The organism is Mycoplana ramosa, from assembly GCF_041930185.1.
GTDB lineage: Bacteria > Pseudomonadota > Alphaproteobacteria > Rhizobiales > Rhizobiaceae > Mycoplana > Mycoplana ramosa.
In genome coordinates this window covers 183,818-201,098 of record NZ_JBHEEW010000003.1, presented here as the reverse complement: position 1 = coordinate 201,098, position 17,281 = coordinate 183,818, and the positions used below count along the sequence as shown (strand labels likewise).

The following is a 17,281-nucleotide window of genomic DNA, read 5'->3' as shown; positions in this document are numbered from 1 at the left end:
GGTGCTCCAGAGTTCGCGGTCGTGTCAGCGTCGTAACGGATCAATGGCATGCCGGCGACAGTTCGATGAAGGTCTTGTGACTGGCGCCAATCATGACGCCAGCCCCTTCTTCTCCAGCATGGCATCGATGCTCGGCAGCTTGCCGCGGAAGGCCTTGTAGGCGTCTTCCGGATCGATGGCGCCGCCGATCGAGTAGATGTTCGCCTTCAGTTTCGCCGCCATTCCCGGGTCGAATGCGTCGCCCGTCTCGGTGAAGGCGGAAAACGCGTCAGCGTCGAGCACCTCGGACCACATGTAGGAATAGTAACCGGCCGAATAGCCGTCGCCGGAAAAGACGTGCTGGAAGTGTGGCGTCGCATGGCGCATGACGATCGAGGCCGGCATGCCGAGTTCGTCGAGGACCTCGGCCTGCAACTCCATCGGATCCTCGAGCGCCCCTTGCGTGTGGAACGCCATGTCGACCAGCGCCGAGGCGGTGAACTCGACGGTGGCGAAGCCGGCATTGAAGGTGCGGGCGGCGAGGACCTTGTCGAGCAGTGCCTGCGGCATCGGCTCGCCGGTCTCGTAGTGCACGGCATAGGTCTTCAGGATTTCGGGAACGGTCAGCCAGTGCTCGTAGAGCTGCGAGGGCAGCTCGACGAAGTCGCGGGATACGCCGGTGCCCGACACCGTCGGATAGGTAACGTCGGAGAGCATGCCGTGCAGGGCGTGGCCGAACTCGTGAAACAGCGTTCGCGCGTCGTCGAGCGAAAGCAGCGCCGGCTTGCCCTCGGCGGGCTTGGCAAAGTTGCAGACGTTGTAGACGATCGGGATCTCGCCGACGGTGCCGTCCTTCATCGGCAGCTTGTGCTGGCTCTGGTAGGCGCTCATCCAGGCCCCGGAGCGCTTCGACGGCCGCGCGAAATAGTCGCCGAGGAACATGGCGACGAGCCTGTTCTCATGGTCGCGGATTTCGAACACACGCACGTCCGGGTGATAGACCGGCACGCCCTGGAGCGGTACGGCGCGGATACCGAAGAGGCGTCCGGCGACGTCGAAGCAGGCCTCGATGATCTTTTCGAGCTGCAGATACGGTTTCAGCTCCGCCTCGGAGAAATCGAACTTTTCCGCCCGCAGCTTCTCGGCGTAGTAGCGCCAGTCCCAGGGCAGGACCGGGTGATTGCCGCCCTCAGCCGCGATCAGGCGGGCAAGATCCGCCTCTTCCTCGCCGGCACGTGCGACGGCCTTTTCCCAAACCTGCGTCAGGAGGCCGTTCACCGCCTGCGGCGTCTTGGCCATGGTGTTGTCGAGCTTCAGCGCGGCGTAGTTCTCGTAGCCGAGCAGCGCTGCCTTCTCGGCGCGCAGGGCCAGCGTTTCGCGCACGATATCGCGGTTGTCGGTCGCCCCACCGTTCAAGCCACGTGCGACCCAGGCATTAAAGGCCTGTTCGCGTAGGTCGCGGCGGCTGGAGAAAGTCAGGAAGGGCTCGATGATCGAGCGCGACAGGGTGACCGCGTAATTGCCTGCCTCGCCCCGCTCGCGGGCGGCAGCCGCCATTGCGTCCCTGAGGAAATCGGGGATCCCTTGCAGTTCCGCCTCCTCCGACAGGATCAGCGACCAGTTCTTCTCGTCGGAAAGCACGTTCTGCCCGAACTGCGCGCCGAGCCCCGCGAGCCGCTCGTTGATCGCCGAAAGACGCTCCTGTTCGGGCTTTGCCAGCTTCGCGCCGGACTTGAGGAAGCCCTTCCAGTGCCGCTCCAGCACCCGCGTCTGCTCGACCGTCAGCGCCAGTGCGTCGCGCCCCTCCCACAGCGCGTCGATGCGGGCGAAAAGCTCGGCATTGTTGCCGATCTTCGAATAGTGACGCGCCAACTTCGGCGCGATCTCGCGCTCGAGCGCCTGGATCGTCTCGTTCGTGTTTGCGCCGGCGCGGCTCCAGAACAGCGCCGAAATGCGCGACAGCGCCTCCCCGGCGATTTCCAGGGCCACGACGGTATTGTCGAAGGTCGGGGCCTCGGGATTGGCGGCGATCGTCTCGATCTCGGCTTCATGCAAGGCCAGCGCCAAGTCAAAGCCCTCGGCAAAGGCCTCGTCGGACACGAGATCGAAGCGCGGCAGGCCGTTGATCCCGCTCCAGTCGACCAGAGCAGGGCTGATTGTCTTCGGTTCGCTCATGAAAGTTCCTCGTGGCGGCAAATCGTCATGGCGGCGAATATAGGAAGAGAAAGCCCGCTTGTGTACGGCGCGCCGCGATTTCCTTCCGATTTGCGGCCGATCGTCTCGCCTGCGCGTATAAGCGGTCAAACATCTTGACGAAACGCACGACATCGGGGAAAACGACAGTCGTTGCGGCCCCGGACCTCCCGCCGCAACGGAAACTATGGTGCCGGGCCCCTCTGGCGAGAGTTTTACGGCGCTCTCGTGATGTCGGTACCGCCAGCAATTAAGCCGGCGGATCAGAAACATGAAAATCCTGACCATGCCTGACGCGCATGCCTTCTTTGGCACGCGCCGTTTTTCCCGTTCCTGCGCCCTCGAAACCGCAGCCAGCTGCGAAAGCGAGGTGCGCGCATGAAAACCTCCACCGCGCCCCAGAACACGCTCGGCTACTTCAAGTGGGCGTTCATCGTCACAGCGTTCGGACTTCTGCTCGGCGCCTGGCTTGGCTGGCAGTCGACCGGCACGATCGGTGGCATGGCGACCGTCTTCTTCATCTGCACCGTGCTCGCGGTGCTGGAGATCTCGCTGTCCTTCGACAACGCCATCGTCAACGCCAACAAGCTGAAGGACATGACGCCGGTCTGGCAGCGCCGGTTCCTCACCTGGGGCATCGTGATCGCCGTCTTCGGCATGCGCATCGTCTTCCCGTTGCTGATCGTCGTGATCGCCGCCCATATCGGTCCGATCGAGGCCATCGTCCTTGCCGCCAAGCAGCCCGGCGAATATGCGCGCATCATGAACGAGGCCCACCTGCCGATCGCCGCCTTCGGCGGCACCTTCCTGATGATGGTCGGCCTCACCTACTTCTTCGACCACGAGAAGGACGTGCACTGGATCGCCGCCATCGAGAAGCACATGGCCCGCTATGCGACGATCAAGGGCGTCGAGATCGCCTTCGTGCTCATCCTGATCCTGCTGTTTTCGAACCTGCTCGAGGGCGAGGCGGCGGATACCTTCGTCTACTCGGCCATCTACGGCCTGCTGACCTTCCTGGCCGTCGAGGTCATCGGGGGCATGCTCGATGCTTCGCAGCAGACCATGAGCGCTGCCGCCAAGGGCGGTCTCGGAGCCTTCATCTATCTCGAAGTGCTCGATGCCAGCTTCTCGTTCGACGGCGTGATCGGCGCGTTCGCGCTGACGCAGAACCTGTTCATCATCGCCATCGGCCTCGGTATCGGCGCCATGTATGTGCGCTCGATGACGATCATGCTGGTCGACAAGGGCACGCTCGCCGAATACCGCTACCTGGAACACGGCGCCTTTTACGCCATCCTCATCCTCTCGGTGATCATGTACTGCCAGACGCTGGTGCATATCCCCGAGGTGATCACCGGACTTGGCGGCGCTGCCCTGATCGGCATCTCGCTCTGGTCGTCGATCCGCTACAACCGCCGGGAACAAGCGGAGGCGGAAGGCCAGACCGTCGAGAATGTCTGACCGATCCGGCGGCGCTCCGACGCCGCCGATTTCCATTTCGATGTTTCCATCCGGTATGAAGTGATGCCGAATACGTGAGCCACCCCAAGACGGGGTGGCTCGTAGGCTTGGGACTGTCCGGTGCGGGATCAGAGGAAGCTGAAGTCGTCGACCGAAAGCGCCTTGACGCCCTGTAGCGTCGCGACCAGTTCGAGATCGGCGTCCGTGCCCTTGCCATCGGCATCGAACCAGAGGCGACCGTTGTCCGTCTCGAACAGGAAGGTGCCCTTGGAACTGGTGGCCACCGGGTCCGCACCGATCACGAGGGTGACGGCCTTGTCGGCGGCAGCGATGCCGTAGGCGCTCTTGCTGATGACCAGCTTGTCCTGGCCGCGGGTAAAGTCGGTGATGACATCACCTTCGCCGTCGCGCCCGGCCATGTCGAAGATGAACTGGTCCTTTCCGGCTCCGCCTGTCAGCCAATCGTCGCCGGCACCACCGATCAGCTTGTCGTCGCCGCCACGGCCGTCGAGCACGTCGTCCGAACCGTTGCCATAGAAGGTATTGGCGGCCGCGTCGCCACGGATCGCGTCGTCCTTGGCGCTGCCCTGGACGATCTCGATGTTCTTGACCGTCAGGCCGAGGGCAGAGCCCTTGTTGCTCGCCTGGTTCTGCAAGTCGAGGACGATCGAGGTCTCCCCTTCCCTGAAGGCCAGCGTATCGATGCCGAGGCCACCGTCGAACACGTCCGTTCCGGTGAAGTCGGTCCGGGTCAGCCGGTCGTTGTCGGCATCGCCAAACAGCTTGTCGTTGCCGGCCCCGTCCTCGAGCCGGTCGGCGCCCGCGCCGCCGCGCAGGGTGTCATCGCCGGCATAGCCCTTCAGCCAGTCGGCCAGCGCACCGCCGGTCACGGTATCCTTGCCCTTGCTGCCGTCATAGTCGAGCGCCTCGAACCCCTTGAAGGTCGTTGTTGCGTCGGCGTTAACGCTGCCGGTCGAGAAGACGAAACTGATGTCCTTCGTCTGCTCGCTCATCAGCAGATGCAGGGTATCGGTGCCCAGACCGCCGTCCGCGGTGTCGCCGGCACCGGCATAGACGTGGTCGTTGCCGGCATCGCCATAAATCCTGTCCCTGCCGCCGGTCTTGCCGACACCGTCGCCGTAGAGGTTGTCATTGCCATCCCCGCCGAACAGCGTGTCATTGCCGGCGTCCCCGGAGAGTTCGTCGTTTCCACCCAGCCCCGACAGCGTATCGTCGCCGTTTCGGCCGTACAAGGTGTCGGACAGTCCGCCACCGGTGAACACATCCTTGCCGCTGCCGCCACCGAGCCACACCCGCTCGATGCTCTTGACCGTCACCGGTGCGTTCGAAACGGTCACGGAGGGGGCAACCTTGAAGGTGATGCCGCTGGTGTACTTGGCGAAGTCGATCGCGGCAAGGTCGGTGCCGGCACCCCCGTCGAGCGAGAGCTTCCCGGTCGAGGCTTCCCGCCTGAACGAGTCGTTTCCGTCGCCGAGATTGACCGTATAGTTGGCAGTCGATTTTGCCCCATCACGGACCCAGACGTTGTCGTTGCCGCTTCCCGCGTCGATCGTGTTCGTGCCGCCCGCGTCGCGGATGGTGTCGTTACCGCCGCCGGCCGTGATCTTGTCGCTGCCTTCGCCACCGTCAAGTTCGTCGTTGTAGGCGGTGCCGAGCAGCGTGTCGTTGCCGGCATGACCGAAGAAGGTGACGCTCTTGGCGCCGCCGACCGACTTGACCACGTCGTTGCCGGAGCCGAACTCGACCCTGTAGTGCTCGAAGCTCTTGAGCGACGTGCCGTCGGTGAGCGAGGCCGTGGTGCCGTTGACCGAAAACGTCTGGCTTGCCGTCAGCGAGCGGCGATCGACGGAGACGCGGTCGGTGCCGGCGCCGCCATCGGCCGTGTCGGCGCCGCCATCGCCCAGATAGACATAGTCGTTGCCGTCGCCGCCGAAGACCTTGTCCTTGCCGGTGCCGGCGCGCAAATCGTCGTTGCCGCTGCCACCGTTGATGACGTCGTTGCCGGCGCCCGAATCGACGACGTCATTGCCGCTGCCGGTCGTGATGTTGTTTGCACCGGTGCCGGTCGCGTAGATGCTGTAGTGCTCGATGCCGGAGAATGTCGTGCCGCCGGCAAGCGTGTTGACCTGTGTCGGCAGCTTCGCCGTGAAGTTGCCGGTGAACTTCTGGATCACCAGACGATCGCTGCCGCTGCTGTCGGTGATAGTGTCCTTGCCGTCGCCGAAGGTGAAGACATAGGTGTCATCGCCGGCGCCACCATTGACGGTGTCGTCGCCCAGTCCGCCGGTCAGCGTGTCGTTACCGGCACCACCCGACAGGGTGTCATTGCCCGCGCCAGCGTCGAGGCTATCGTTGCCGTTGTCGCCATTGAGCACATCGTTGCCAGCGCCCCCGTCGAGGAAGTCGCTGTCGTCGCCGCCGTAGAGTTTGTCGTCACCGTCGCCGCCGGCAAGGTAATCGGCACCCTTCTCGCCATAGAGCGTGTCCTTGCCCTCGTCACCCATCAGGCTGTCGGCGCCATAGCCGCCGTAGAGCGTGTCGTCATCCTCACCGCCCATCAGCATGTCCATGCCGCGACCGCCCTTGAGCACGTCGTTGCCGGCACCGCCCATGAACATGTCGCTGTAGTTGCCGCCGGTGATCTTGTCGGCGAATTCGCTGCCGGTGATCTGGAAGCTCTCGACCATGCGCACGGTGGCACCGCTGCTGGCAAATGCCGGCAGCAAGCCGGGAAGCGTCTGATCGTTGATCCAGTCGCCGACTGTGAAGTTAAGCGCGCGATCGAAGTCGGCATAGTCGACCATCAGGCGGTCGATGCCCGAGCCACCGTCGATGATGTCGCCACCGAATTCGCCCGGCGTGCCGATCATGAGCACGTCCTTGCCGGACCCGCCGTTGAGCTTGTCGGCGCCGTCGCCGGCCATCAGCATGTCGTCGCCGCTGTCGCCGTTCAGCGTATCGTCGCCCTCGCCACCCATGAGGACGTCGGCCTGGAACGAGCCGTTCAGCACGTCGTTGCCCTCGTCGCCCATGATCTGGTCCGATCCCATGCCGCCGTCGGCAATGTCGTCGCCGCCCATCAGCAAGATCATTTCGCCCTCGAGGTCAGTCCCTTTGAGGTTGTCGGCCCCTTCGGAGCCATAAATCAGTTTCATGTGTCTCTCCTGATAATCGATCGAAAATGCGTTCCCCGTCGCAGCTGCAGACGCAGCAGGCACGGGTGATGCGGAGTCGCAGCGAGGCCATATTGTTGAAAAATGGGATCCCTCCTGTTCCGGAGGGAACTGACAGGCGCAAGCAACGCGGGAGGTGGTGATATTTGACCACTGCAGCGTGCGCACAGGCGGCAGACGGCGGCCAGCGACCGGGATCGCTGTTACGGAAGGCGCTTTATTAAATGCAGGTGTTCCCGCCCCAGCGAGATCGGATACCATAGCGTCCGCCAGCGGACCCTGCGGACCGCCGGCGTCTGACCGTCAAGCTCACCTTCTGACGCGAACACTTGCTGCCCTCGGGCGGCGACAGGGCTTGTGACCACGGTTTACGGCGGTCACCCAGGAAGCCGAAGTGACTTCCCGTTCGGTCCGGACTGATGAAACGGACCGCCGTTCGGCGGACCGTCCTTCAAATGCCTGATACCAATCAGGCGAGCATGGACCCGGTCTCGATAAACCGCTGGTGCCAGGACAGCGCCTCGTTCAGCAGCGACGGCGACTGCATGCCGTAGGAGCCGCGCAGCGCCCGCTGGAAATAGTCGTCGAGAGCCGGTCGATAGGTCGGATGGGCGCAATTGTCGATGATCAGCCGCGCCCGCTGCTTGGGTGACAGCCCGCGCAGGTCGGCAAGACCATGTTCGGTGACGAGCACCTGGACGTCCTGGTTGATGTGATCGACGTGGCTGGCCTGTGGAACGATGGCCGAGATCTTGCCGCCCTTGGCCGTCGACGGCGTCATGAAGATCGAGACATAGGCGTTGCGCGCGAAATCGCCCGAGCCGCCGATGCCGTTCTGGATGCGCGAGCCCATGATGTGGGTCGAGTTGACGTTGCCGTAGATGTCGGCCTCGATCAGCCCGTTCATGGCGACGCAGCCGAGCCGTCGGATCAGTTCCGGGTGGTTGCTGATCTCCTGCGGGCGCAGGATCATCTTGTCGCGGTAGCGCGCCATGTCGGCGTTGAGGCGGGCGGCCGCTTCCGGGCTGAGCGAGAAGGCCGTGGCCGACGCCATCCTCAGCTTGCCGGCGTCGAGCAGGTCGAGCATGCCGTCCTGGATCACTTCGGTGAACGCGGTCATGTTCTCGAACGGGCTGTCGACGAGACCGGTCAGCACGGCATTGGCGATGTTGCCGACCCCGGACTGGATCGGCAGCAGCGAGGCCGGCAGCCGCCCCTTCGCCACCTCGTGGCGGAAGAATTCCAGCAGATGCCCGGCAATGGCGCGCGCGGTCTCGTCCGGCGGCGTGAAGGGCAGGTTGCGGTCCGGCGCGTCGGTCTCGACGATCGCGACGATCTTGTCCGGATCGCAGCGGAAGGAGGTCTCGCCGATGCGGTCGTCGGCGTGCAGGAGCGGGATCGGGACGCGGTGCGGCGGCAGCGCGGTGCCGTAGTAGATGTCGTGCATGCCGTCGAGATCGGCGCTCTGCCAGCGGTTGAGCTCGAGGATGACCTTGTCGGCGCGGTCGAGCCAGGTCTTGTTGTTGCCGACCGAGGAGGACGGAATCAGCGAACCGTCCGGCCGGATGCCGGAGACCTCGATGATGGCCGTGTCGAGCGGCCCGAGGAAGCCCTGCCAGGCCATCGGCGCGACCTGGCTGAGATGCATGTCGAAATATTCCATCTCGCCGCGATTGATCTTCTCGCGGGCGATCGGATCGGAATTGTACGGCAGGCGGAATTCGATGCCGTCCGCCTTGGCGAGCGCCCCGTCGAGTTCCGGCCCGGTCGAAGCCCCCGTCCAGACCCGCAGGCGGAAGGGATTGCCGGCGGCATGTTCGGCCTCGATGCGGGCAGCCAGCGCCAGCGGGACCGTTTTCGGATAGCCGGAGCCGGTAAAGCCGCTCATGCCGACGGTGGTTCCGGATTCGATCAGCGACGCCGCATCCTCTGCGCTCATCACCTTAGAGCGCAACTTCTCATGGCCAAGCCGTGACTGGTTCATTCGTCTCTTCCCGTTCTCTTACCGATTCCGACCCGCACTCCGGTCGACCGACAGGGGCACGGGCACGGCGACAGTGCCGCAACGACTGTCCTAAATGCGACAGGCGCCCACGGCAAGCACGTTTGCGCACGGGGATGGACTCGATGATCCATGCCGCCAGGAACCCATCCTCCCCTTGCGGGAGCAATCAATTCCATTCTGCTCGTGACGCTTCCGAGCCGCCAGGCCTGCCGCGCCCGCGGACTTACGCAAGGTCAGCGCAAGCCATGCATCCTACCTGTCGCCGACAAGCATATGGATTGCGGCGACGAAAGGACGACATGATGTCGATGGACGGAAGCCATGACGGCGATGTGAGCAACGAAACGGTTGCCCTGCTTCTCGAGAGCGGTGGCGGCGAGGCGCTGACCGATCTTCTGGTCAGCGCGCTGTGGGACGCGTTCGGCTTCCTCGCCGAGGACATTCCCCACGAGACCCGTCACTGAACGGCCGGGCCGGCCCAACCGAAAGGCAGCGCCGGCCCAGGATTGCTATTTCAGCATCAGCGCTTCCACGGCGGCGGCGATCTCGAGCAGCGCCCGGTCGGTGCCGTTGCGGCCGAACAGCATGAGACCGGCGGGATGCCTCAGTCCCGGCATCGGCAGGGTGATCGCCGTCAGGTCGAACTGGTTGGCGACCTGGTTGTTTCGCAACAGCAGATCCTCGACTTGGCGGTAGGTTTCCTCGTTCGACGAAACGGAGGCGATGGTGGCCGCAAAGATCGGCGATGTCGGCAAAACCAGCGCGTCGAACGGCGAAAGCCGTGCGTCCATCGCGCCTGCAAGCGCTTTGCGCGTCTCCAGCAAGGCGGCAAGATCGGCGTCGGAGACCAGCCGGCGCCGGCGCAGTGTCGTCGTGACCCGCACATCGACGGGGGCATGCTCGTCGTCCAGCCAATCGGCGTGAATGCGGCTCGCCTCGATGCCGGCGATCGACCCGATCCGGGTCGCCTGCGCAAACGCCTCCAGAAGGTCGTCGACGGAGCAGTCGATCAGTGCGACGCCGGCTTCTGAAAGCCGCGCGAGGTTGGCGTCGAACGCGGCCGCGATCTCCTTATCCATGTCGTCGAACAGGCGCCCCCGCGGAACACCGAACGTCAGCCCGGCAAGCGCTTTTGCGACGAGCGGTTCCGGCGTCTCGCCGGCCATGATCGCGTCGGCCAGGGCACAATCGGCGACGGAGGCTGCGAGCGGGCCGACCGAATCAAGGCTCGGCGCCAGCGGGAAGGCGCCGTCGAGCGGGATGCGGGACGCCGTCGGCTTGAACCCGACCAGTCCGTTCAGCGCTGCCGGGATGCGGATCGAGCCGCCGGTGTCCGAGCCGATCGCGATGTCGCAGGTGCCCTCGGCGGCCGAGACCGCAGCCCCTGACGAGGACCCACCGGGCACGAGGCTTTCGTCGGTGGCGTTGCCCGGCACCGGATAGTGCGGATTGAGCCCGACGGCGGTGAAGGCGAACTCGGTCATGTGCGTCTTGCCGATGATGACGGCGCCGGCCTCGCGCAGCCGGCGCACGATCGGGGCGTCGGCGGTTGCGGGCGGGCTGGAACGGCGAATGATGGAGCCGGCAAGCGTCGGTTCGCCGGCAACGTCGAAGAGGTCCTTGATCGAGACGATGCGGCCGTCGAGCGGGCCGATGGTTCTGCCTTCGCGCAGGCGGGCATCGGCGGCATCGGCTTCCGCGCGCGCCGTCTGCGGATAGAGCGCGACAAAGGCACGTTCGCTGTCCTTGCGCGCTTCGAGGCGCGCGAGGATTTCTTCAAGTCGGGTTCGGATGGAGGACTGGGACAAGGTAAGCCTTCGGAATCAAAAAATGAAAACTGAATGATCTCATAGCAGACGGACCGGACAAATCCATGCCGCGGCCAGACTGGTCGAGCGGGCCGCTCCGGACCTATTCGCCCCTGAACTGCGGCGCGCGCTTCTCCACGAAGGCGGCCATGCCCTCCTTCTGGTCGGCCGTGGCGAAGAGGGCGTGGAACAGCCGCCGCTCGAACAGGATGCCCTCGCGCAAGCCGCCCTCCAGCGCGCGGTCGACCGCTTCGCGGGCGGCAGTGGTCGCGGCTTTCCCGTAGCCGGCGATCGTTTCCGCGGCCTTCAGCGTCTCTTCCATCAGCTTGTCGGCGGGAATGACGCGGGCGACGAGGCCGCAGCGCTCGGCTTCCGCCGCATCCATCATCCGGCCGGTGAGGATCAGGTCCATCGCCTTGGCCTTCCCGACGAGCTTCGTCAGGCGCTGCGAACCGCCCATGCCGGGAATGACGCCGAGCTTGATCTCCGGCTGGCCGAACATCGCCGTGTCGGCGGCGAAGATCATGTCGCACATCATCGCCAGCTCACAGCCGCCGCCGAGCGCATAGCCGGAAACGGCGGCAATCTTCGGCGTGCGGAAGTCGGCAAACCGGTCCCAGGCGGCGAAGAAGTCGTCGTTGTACATTTCCGCAAAGGACTTTTCCGCCATTTCCTTGATGTCGGCGCCGGCAGCGAAGGCCTTTTCCGAGCCGCGAATGACGAAGCAGCCGACGCCCGGGTCGCGATCGAGCGGCGCCAGCGCGTTGCCCATGGCGAGCATGACCTCGGCGTTCAAGGCGTTGCGGGCCGCCGGCCGGTTCAGCGTGACGATGACGACGCGGCCCTGCCGCTCGATGATGATCGGTTGTTCCACCGCAGCTTCTCCCATGCTGTTTCCGTGATGCGCTACTCGGCGCTCGTCCCCGATCTATCGCGTAACATGTTGATGATGCCAGAAAAATCCTTCGTCCCGAACCCCTCGTCGGCAAAGAGTTGGTAAAGCCGCGTCGCCTTCGCGCCGAGCGGCGTCATCGCGCCGGTCTCCTCCGAAGCCGCCTGCGACAGCTTCAGGTCCTTCAGCATCAGTTCTGCCGCGAAACCGGGTTCGTAGTCGCGATTCGCAGGCGAACCCGGCACCGGGCCGGGGACGGGGCAATAGGTGGTCAGCGACCAGCACTGGCCGGAGGAGACGGAGGCGACGTCGAACAGCGCCTGGTGCGACAGGCCCAGCCGTTCGCCGAGCACGAAGGCCTCGCCGACGGCGATCATGGATATGCCGAGGATCATGTTGTTGCAGATCTTCGCCGCCTGGCCGGCGGCGGCTTCGCCGCAATGGATGATCTTCTTGCCCATCGCCTCGAAGACCGGCTTGGCGCCGGCGAAGGTTTCCGCGGCTCCGCCGACCATGAAGGTGAGCGTGCCGGCGGCAGCCCCGCCCGTGCCGCCGGAGACGGGTGCGTCGAGCGCCGGGCAGCGATGGGCCTGTGCCAGCGCGTGCGCCTTGCGGGCGCTGTCGATATCGATCGTCGAACAGTCGATGAGAAGCGTACCCGCAGGCACCGCTTCGACCAGCTCCTGCCAGACCGAAAGCACATGCTTGCCGGCCGGCAGCATGGTGATCACGGTGCTGGCACCGGCAACCGCTTCGGCGAGCGACGAAACGGTCGCGACCCCGTTTTGCCGGGCAAGCTCCAGCGATGGGGCGGCGAGATCGAAGCCTCGGATTTTGTAGCCGGCCTTGACCAGGTTCGCTGCCATGGGGCCGCCCATGTGCCCGAGGCCGATGAAAGCGATTGCGGTCACGTGCGTTCTCCTTTCCTGGTCGTGTTGGCAAAGAGGGGTTCGGCCGCCGGCTGGAAAAAGGCGGCGACGTCGGCATCGGTCGCCTCTGCAAGCCGCGCCGGGCGCCATTGCGGATTGCGGTCCTTGTCGATGACGGCGGCGCGGACGCCCTCGAAGAAGTCGTGGCCTTGCAGGACGCCGGCCGTTGCCGCGAACTCCCGCTCCAGGCACGCGTCCAGAGACGGCGCAGCCCGGCCGAGGCGCAGGAGCCGCAGCGTGACCTTCAGGCTCAGCGGAGACTTGGTCTTCAGGTCCGCGATGGTCTTCTCCGCAAAAGGCGTCCCCTCCCGCTCGAGTGCCTGGACGATCGCCTCGATCGTGTCGAAGGCGAAGAGGCGGTCGATGGCTTCCCGATGCGACGCCACGGTTGCCGGCGGCGGTGGTTTCGTGAATGCGCCGATGGTGGTCGAGATGTCGGCATGGGTCGACGTTGGCGGCAGCTGCGACAGCGCCGCGACCAACGCCGGCATACGATCCGAGGGGACAAACGCGTCCGCCAGGCCGAGCGCGATCACATCCCCGGCGGCCAGTTGCGCGCCGGTTAGCGCCGCATAGGTGCCGAGTTCACCGTCCTGACGGGTGAGGAACCAGGATGCACCGACATCCGGGAAGAAGCCGATGCCGGTCTCGGGCATGGCAAGCCGGGTGCGCTCGGTGACGATGCGGTGACTGCCGTAGACCGAGACGCCGACGCCGCCGCCCATGACGATCCCGTCCATGATCGCGATGAACGGCTTTCCGAACCGGCCAAGCCGGGCATTCATGCGGTATTCCTCGCGCCAGAAAAGCGTCGGCTCGGACGAGCCGATCCTGCCGCCCTCGTAGATCATGCGGATGTCGCCGCCGGCGCAGAGCCCGCGCTCGCCTTCGCCGGTGATCAGCACCGCTGCGACCTGCGGGTCGGCCTCGAAACGGTCGAGCGCCGCCTCGATGTCGCGCACTATCGCCAGCGTCAGGCTGTTCAGCGCCTTCGGACGGTTGAGCCGGATCCGGCCGATCGATCCCGCTCGCTCGACCAGCGTCTGCGGTTCGGTTGCGGCCACGGCAGGCATCGCGGGTTCAGATGTGGAGGGCATGGCCGAGCGCCTTCAATGCGGCTTCCTGCAAACCTTCGCTGCGGGTCGGGTGGGCATGGATAGTGCCGGCGATGTCTTCCAGCCGCGCGCCCATTTCAAGCGCCAGCGAAAACGCACTGGAAAGCTCCGACACACCGGCGCCGACGGCCTGCAAGCCGACCACCAGGTTCGTATCCGCCCGCGCAACCGCGCGCACGAAGCCGTCTTCCTGTTGGGTGGTCATGGCGCGGCCGTTGGCGTTGAAGGGAAACTGCCCGATGCGGACCTCATAGCCCTGGGCCCGCGCCTCGTCCGGCGACAGGCCGGCGGTGACGATCTCCGGATCGGTGAAGCAGACGGCGGGAATGGCGCGCTTGTCCCAGGCGCGCTTGCGGCCGGCGACGATCTCCGCGACCATCTCGCCCTGCGCCATGGCGCGGTGAGCCAGCATCGGCTCGCCGGTGACGTCGCCGATCGCGTAGACGCCGCGCATCGAGGTCCGGCAGCGCTCGTCGATGCGGATGAAGCGCCCGGCGTGGTCGAGGTCGAGTTCTTCCAGCCCCCAGCCTTCGGTGCGCGGCTTGCGACCGACGGTCACGAGAATCCAGTCGGCGGCGAACCGCTTTTCTTCGCCGGATGCCGTCTCGACGACGAGCGCCTCCTTGGCGAGGCCCTTGGCCTTGGCGCCGGTCAGCACGCGGACGCCGAGTTCGCCCAGCCGCTTCGCTACCGGCTTGAGGAGTTCGGCATCGTATTGCGGCAGGATCTGCGGCATCGCCTCGACCACGGTGACCTCGGAGCCCATCTTGGCAAATGCGGTGCCGAGCTCGAGGCCGATATAGCCGCCTCCCACCACGGCGAGCATCTTCGGGACGGCTGTCAGCGACAGCGCTTCCGTGGATGAGATGACCGATCCGCCGAAGGGCAGCGCCGGCAGCTCGACAGGCTCTGAGCCGGTGGCGATCACCACCGTTTCGGCGCGGATCACCTGGGTTCCGGTTTCCGTCTCGACCTCGACCGTCTTGCCGTCGCGGAAGTGCGCGCGTCCGTGCACGATCTTGACCTTGGCCTTGCGCAGCAGGCCGAGCACGCCGGCGTTGAGCCGGCCAACGATACCGTCCTTCCAGCGTACCGTCTGGGCGAGGTCGAGCCTCGGCGCCTCGACGCTGATGCCGAGACCGTTCTTTGCTCCCGCGAAGTGACGGACCTTGTCGAACTCCTCGGCCGCATGGATCAGCGCCTTGGAGGGGATGCAGCCGATGTTGAGGCAGATGCCGCCGGCCTTGGTGGATTCGACGATGACCGTGTCGACGCCGAGCTGGCCGGCCCGGATGGCGCAGACATAGCCGCCGGGACCGGCACCGATGACGAGGAGCTTGCAGACGATCTCTTTCATGCGTTCAGCCTTCGATGAAGATCAGCGCGGGCGTTTCGAGCAGCGCCTTGATCCGCTGGACGAACACGGCAGCGTCCCAGCCATCCACCACGCGGTGGTCGAAGCTCGACGACAGGTTCATGATCTTGCGCGGAATGAACTGGGCACCGTCCCAGACCGGCCGGGTCATGATCTTGTTGACCCCGACGATCGCTACTTCCGGATGGTTGATGATCGGCGTGGTGACGATGCCACCGATGGCGCCGAGCGAGGTGATGGTGATGGTCGAGCCGGACAGTTCCTCGCGCGCGGCGGTGCCGTTGCGGGCGGCGTCGGCCAGTCGCGTCAATTCAGCGGCGATGTCCCAGATCCGCCGGGCCTCGGCGTGGCGGACGACCGGTACGGTCAGGCCGGCCGGTGTCTGGGTGGCGATGCCGATATGGACGGCGCCGTGGCGGGTGATGATGCCGGCGTCGTCGTCGAAGGTGGCGTTGATGCCGGGCTGCTCGCCGAGCGCCTTGACCAGCGCCCGCATCAGGAAGGGCAGGATCGTCAGCTTCGGCTGGTCGGGCTTGCGACCGGCGTTCATCGTCGCGCGCAGGTCCTCAAGATCGGTGACGTCGACCTCTTCCACATAGGTGATATGGGGGATGCGCGAGACCGCCAGCCGCATCTTCTCGGCGATCCGGCGGCGCAGGCCCGTGACCTTGATCTCCTCGGTCGCCGTATTCCGGGCCAGGCCGGGGACTGGCATGGCCGGCTGCGCGCCGCGTGCGATAAACTGGTCGAGATCGTCGTGGGTGATGCGGCCGGCCGGCCCCGAACCGGCAACCTGGCGCAGGTCGACCCCGGCCTCCTGCGCGCGCAAGCGTACCGCAGGCGAGGCGAGCGGCTTTTCGCCCGGTTCGGGACGAGCAGGGTGGATCGCGGCCGGGGCCTCGCGGCGCGGCGCGACCGTAGGCGGAGCGGACTGCTCCGGTCGGGGGGGCGCTGGCGCCCGCTCCAGCGGAATCACCTCGGCCGATATGGCCGGCGGAGCCGCCGGTGTCTCGACCGTTGCAGCCGCGTCCTTTGCCGTGTCGGCGGCAGCGGGCGCGTCGCCTTCGCCCGCGACCGCAATCCGCAGCAGCGGCGCCTTGACGGCGACGGTGTCGCCGACCTCTGCGCCGAGCCAGAGCACGGTGCCGTCGACCGGGGAGGGGATCTCCACCGTCGCCTTGTCGGTCATGACGGCGGCGAGCACCATGTCCTCGCGCACCGGATCGCCGGGCTTGACGTGCCATTCGACCAGCTCGGCCTCGGCAACGCCTTCGCCCACATCCGGCATCTTGATGACGAATTCGCCCATGCCTCAGGCCTCCATGACTTCTTGCAGGGCCCGGCCGACGCGGGCGGGTCCGGGGAAATAGTCCCATTCCTGGGCGTGCGGGTAGGGTGTGTCCCAGCCGGTAACGCGCACCACCGGAGCCTCGAGATTGTAGAAGCAGTGCTCCTGCACGAGCGACACCACCTCGCCGCCGAAGCCGGAGGTCAGCGTCGCCTCATGCACGACGACGCAGCGGCCGGTCTTCTTCACCGACTGGACGATCGTGTCGAGGTCGAGCGGCAGAAGGCTGCGCAGGTCGATCACCTCGGCGTCGATGCCGGTCTCCTCGGCGGCGGCGAGCGCCACGTGCACCATGGTGCCATAGGCGATGACGGTCACGGCCGAACCCCGCCGACGCACCTCGGCCTTGCCGATCGGGATCGTGTAGTGGCCTTCGGGCACCTCGCCGAGCTCGTGCTTCGACCAGGGCGTGACCGGCTTTTCGTGGTGGCCGTCGAAGGGGCCGTTGTAGAGCCGCTTCGGCTCCAGAAAGATCACCGGGTCCGGGTCCTCGATCGCGGCGATCAGGAGGCCCTTGGCGTCGTAAGGGTTGGAGGGGACGATCACCTTCAGGCCGCAGACGTGCGTGAACAGCGCCTCAGGGCTCTGGCTGTGCGTCTGGCCGCCAAAGATGCCGCCTCCGGTCGGCATGCGCACGACGATCGGGCAGGTGAAATCGCCGTTGGAGCGGTAGCGGATGCGGGCGGCCTCCTGGGTGATCTGATCATAGGCCGGATACATGTAGTCGGCGAACTGGATTTCGACGCAGGGCTTCAGGCCATAGGCCGCCATGCCGATCGCGGTGCCGAGGATGCCGGATTCGCTGATCGGCGTGTCGAAGCAGCGGGCCTTGCCATACTTCGCCTGCAGGCCCTGCGTGGCACGGAAGACGCCGCCGAAATAGCCGACGTCCTCGCCGTACACGACGACGTCGTCGTCGCGCCCCATCGAGACGTCCATGGCACTGCGCACGGCCTCGATCATCGTCATTCTTGCCATG

General features: G+C 65.7%; 12 protein-coding genes. 2 read left to right on the top strand and 10 right to left on the bottom strand.

Translation table 11 applies throughout. From position 1 onward, the window contains the following. Positions 1-90 precede the first annotated feature (90 nt). A complete protein-coding gene (locus JNC62_RS05335) occupies positions 91-2,154 on the bottom strand; it encodes a M3 family metallopeptidase (protein ID WP_374836665.1) in 2,064 nt (687 codons plus the stop codon). Positions 2,155-2,505: 351 nt separating this feature from the next. On the opposite strand from JNC62_RS05335, the gene JNC62_RS05330 reads away from it, so the two are divergent. Continuing rightward, positions 2,506-3,636, top strand: coding sequence for a DUF475 domain-containing protein (locus tag JNC62_RS05330; RefSeq protein WP_374836929.1), 1,131 nt, complete (start codon positions 2,506-2,508; stop codon positions 3,634-3,636). A gap of 128 nt (positions 3,637-3,764) precedes the next feature. Here JNC62_RS05330 and JNC62_RS05325 read toward each other — a convergent pair whose 3' ends face one another. Continuing rightward, positions 3,765-6,812 (bottom strand): calcium-binding protein, encoded by a 3,048-nt coding sequence (locus tag JNC62_RS05325; protein ID WP_374836663.1) that lies wholly within the window; start codon positions 6,810-6,812, stop codon positions 3,765-3,767. A 487-nt stretch (positions 6,813-7,299) separates the two neighbouring features. Next, positions 7,300-8,814: a succinyl-CoA:acetate CoA-transferase ScpC gene (gene scpC / locus JNC62_RS05320; protein WP_374836661.1), complete on the bottom strand. Its 1,515-nt coding sequence runs from the start codon at positions 8,812-8,814 to the stop codon at positions 7,300-7,302. Between the two features lie 323 nt (positions 8,815-9,137). Between scpC and JNC62_RS05315 the strand changes: the two genes are divergently transcribed. Beyond that, positions 9,138-9,299, top strand: coding sequence for a hypothetical protein (locus JNC62_RS05315; RefSeq protein ID WP_374836659.1), 162 nt, complete (start codon positions 9,138-9,140; stop codon positions 9,297-9,299). 45 nt (positions 9,300-9,344) lie between these two features. Here the strand turns inward: JNC62_RS05315 and JNC62_RS05310 are convergent, their stop codons facing one another. From JNC62_RS05310 to JNC62_RS05280, 7 genes are all read right to left on the bottom strand, one after another. Next, the gene (locus JNC62_RS05310) at positions 9,345-10,643 is read right to left on the bottom strand and encodes an amidase (RefSeq protein ID WP_374836657.1); all 1,299 of its coding nucleotides are present in this window, start codon (positions 10,641-10,643) and stop codon (positions 9,345-9,347) included. Between the two features lie 103 nt (positions 10,644-10,746). Beyond that, on the bottom strand, positions 10,747-11,532 hold the full coding sequence (locus JNC62_RS05305) for an enoyl-CoA hydratase (RefSeq protein ID WP_374836655.1): 786 nt from the start codon (positions 11,530-11,532) through the stop codon (positions 10,747-10,749). A 17-nt stretch (positions 11,533-11,549) separates the two neighbouring features. Continuing rightward, positions 11,550-12,446: a 3-hydroxyisobutyrate dehydrogenase gene (gene mmsB, locus JNC62_RS05300; RefSeq protein ID WP_374836653.1), complete on the bottom strand. Its 897-nt coding sequence runs from the start codon at positions 12,444-12,446 to the stop codon at positions 11,550-11,552. Then, positions 12,443-13,561: an enoyl-CoA hydratase/isomerase family protein gene (locus JNC62_RS05295; protein WP_374836651.1), complete on the bottom strand. Its 1,119-nt coding sequence runs from the start codon at positions 13,559-13,561 to the stop codon at positions 12,443-12,445. The genes mmsB and JNC62_RS05295 overlap by 4 nt, the downstream gene beginning before the upstream one ends. Continuing rightward, the gene (gene lpdA / locus JNC62_RS05290; protein ID WP_374836649.1) at positions 13,545-14,936 is read right to left on the bottom strand and encodes a dihydrolipoyl dehydrogenase; all 1,392 of its coding nucleotides are present in this window, start codon (positions 14,934-14,936) and stop codon (positions 13,545-13,547) included. Before lpdA ends, JNC62_RS05295 begins: the two co-directional genes overlap by 17 nt. Before the next feature lie 4 nt (positions 14,937-14,940). Continuing rightward, the gene (locus JNC62_RS05285) at positions 14,941-16,263 is read right to left on the bottom strand and encodes a dihydrolipoamide acetyltransferase family protein (RefSeq protein WP_374836647.1); all 1,323 of its coding nucleotides are present in this window, start codon (positions 16,261-16,263) and stop codon (positions 14,941-14,943) included. Positions 16,264-16,266: 3 nt separating this feature from the next. Next, on the bottom strand, positions 16,267-17,280 hold the full coding sequence (locus JNC62_RS05280) for an alpha-ketoacid dehydrogenase subunit beta (RefSeq protein WP_374836645.1): 1,014 nt from the start codon (positions 17,278-17,280) through the stop codon (positions 16,267-16,269). Position 17,281 lies beyond the last annotated feature (1 nt).

What these genes read in the sequence shown, in the direction of transcription:
- JNC62_RS05335 (WP_374836665.1), bottom strand. Translation starts at nt 2,154, where the DNA reads ATGAGCGAACCGAAGACAATCAGCCCTGCTCTGGTCGACTGGAGCGGG.
- JNC62_RS05325 (WP_374836663.1), bottom strand. Translation starts at nt 6,812, where the DNA reads ATGAAACTGATTTATGGCTCCGAAGGGGCCGACAACCTCAAAGGGACT.
- scpC (WP_374836661.1), bottom strand. Translation starts at nt 8,814, where the DNA reads ATGAACCAGTCACGGCTTGGCCATGAGAAGTTGCGCTCTAAGGTGATG.
- JNC62_RS05315 (WP_374836659.1), top strand. Translation starts at nt 9,138, where the DNA reads ATGTCGATGGACGGAAGCCATGACGGCGATGTGAGCAACGAAACGGTT.
- JNC62_RS05305 (WP_374836655.1), bottom strand. Translation starts at nt 11,532, where the DNA reads ATGGGAGAAGCTGCGGTGGAACAACCGATCATCATCGAGCGGCAGGGC.
- JNC62_RS05295 (WP_374836651.1), bottom strand. Translation starts at nt 13,561, where the DNA reads ATGCCCTCCACATCTGAACCCGCGATGCCTGCCGTGGCCGCAACCGAA.
- lpdA (WP_374836649.1), bottom strand. Translation starts at nt 14,936, where the DNA reads ATGAAAGAGATCGTCTGCAAGCTCCTCGTCATCGGTGCCGGTCCCGGC.
- JNC62_RS05285 (WP_374836647.1), bottom strand. Translation starts at nt 16,263, where the DNA reads ATGGGCGAATTCGTCATCAAGATGCCGGATGTGGGCGAAGGCGTTGCC.
- JNC62_RS05280 (WP_374836645.1), bottom strand. Translation starts at nt 17,280, where the DNA reads ATGGCAAGAATGACGATGATCGAGGCCGTGCGCAGTGCCATGGACGTC.